This is a genomic window from Gordonia cholesterolivorans, from assembly GCF_039531975.1.
Taxonomy (GTDB): domain Bacteria; phylum Actinomycetota; class Actinomycetes; order Mycobacteriales; family Mycobacteriaceae; genus Gordonia; species Gordonia sihwensis.
This window is the reverse complement of the sequence record NZ_BAAARB010000072.1, coordinates 1-682: the sequence shown is the minus strand read 5'-3', so window position 1 is coordinate 682 and position 682 is coordinate 1. Positions and strand designations below refer to the sequence as shown.

Sequence of the window (682 nt, the reverse complement as noted above, 5' to 3'; positions counted from 1 at the left end):
GGCGTACCGTGAGCGTGTGGAAATTACCGTTCATCATTCTGGGTGTACTGGTGCTGATATTGGCAGGGATCAGCCTGTTTCTCACGTACTGGAGCGTGAACGAATACCAGAACCTGACCGAATGGAAACGGTCAGCCGAGATATACCAGACGCAGAGCCACAATATCAAACTGACCCACTGCACCATGGACGACAAGAGCAAGCGACCGTGCGTCGCCGTCGATCCAGCATATCAGAACGAAAACTGGGGCGGGAAGAACGAAGCCTACCGAATTCTAGCGAAGTGAGTCACCATGACAGAGACAGAACAACTCTTAGAGAACGCCTTGAGCACCTTGTTACAACAGCAAGAGATCGTTATCAGCAATTTATCTCAGCGTGTCGGGGAACTCGAGACACAGAACAGTCAGTTAGCCATGCAATACAGGGAAATCAGTCAACAGTTAGCGACTTTAACCGGACTGCTGAACAGGTATCAGAAAGGCTGACACAGCAGATCCAGCGACAGGAAGTAAAACGGGATCGTGGGTTCAGTATCGGCTTTTAACGGATAAAACTGTTTCAAGCCACAAACAAGTTTGCGACTTTCACCAGTTTGGCGATGAAAACCGGACGAAAAAACGGGATGTTAAAAACGTCCTCAAACGTCACAGAAACCGTTATAAACTTTCAGGATGTTTGG

Annotated in this window: 1 protein-coding gene; it reads left to right on the top strand. The window is 48.4% G+C overall.

What is annotated here, in order from left to right; genetic code table 11:
* Positions 1-287, top strand: a 287-nt coding sequence (locus ABFX36_RS18935) for a hypothetical protein (protein WP_346077832.1), incomplete at its 5' end; no start/stop codon positions are given.
* Between the last annotated feature and the right edge of the window lie 395 nt (positions 288-682).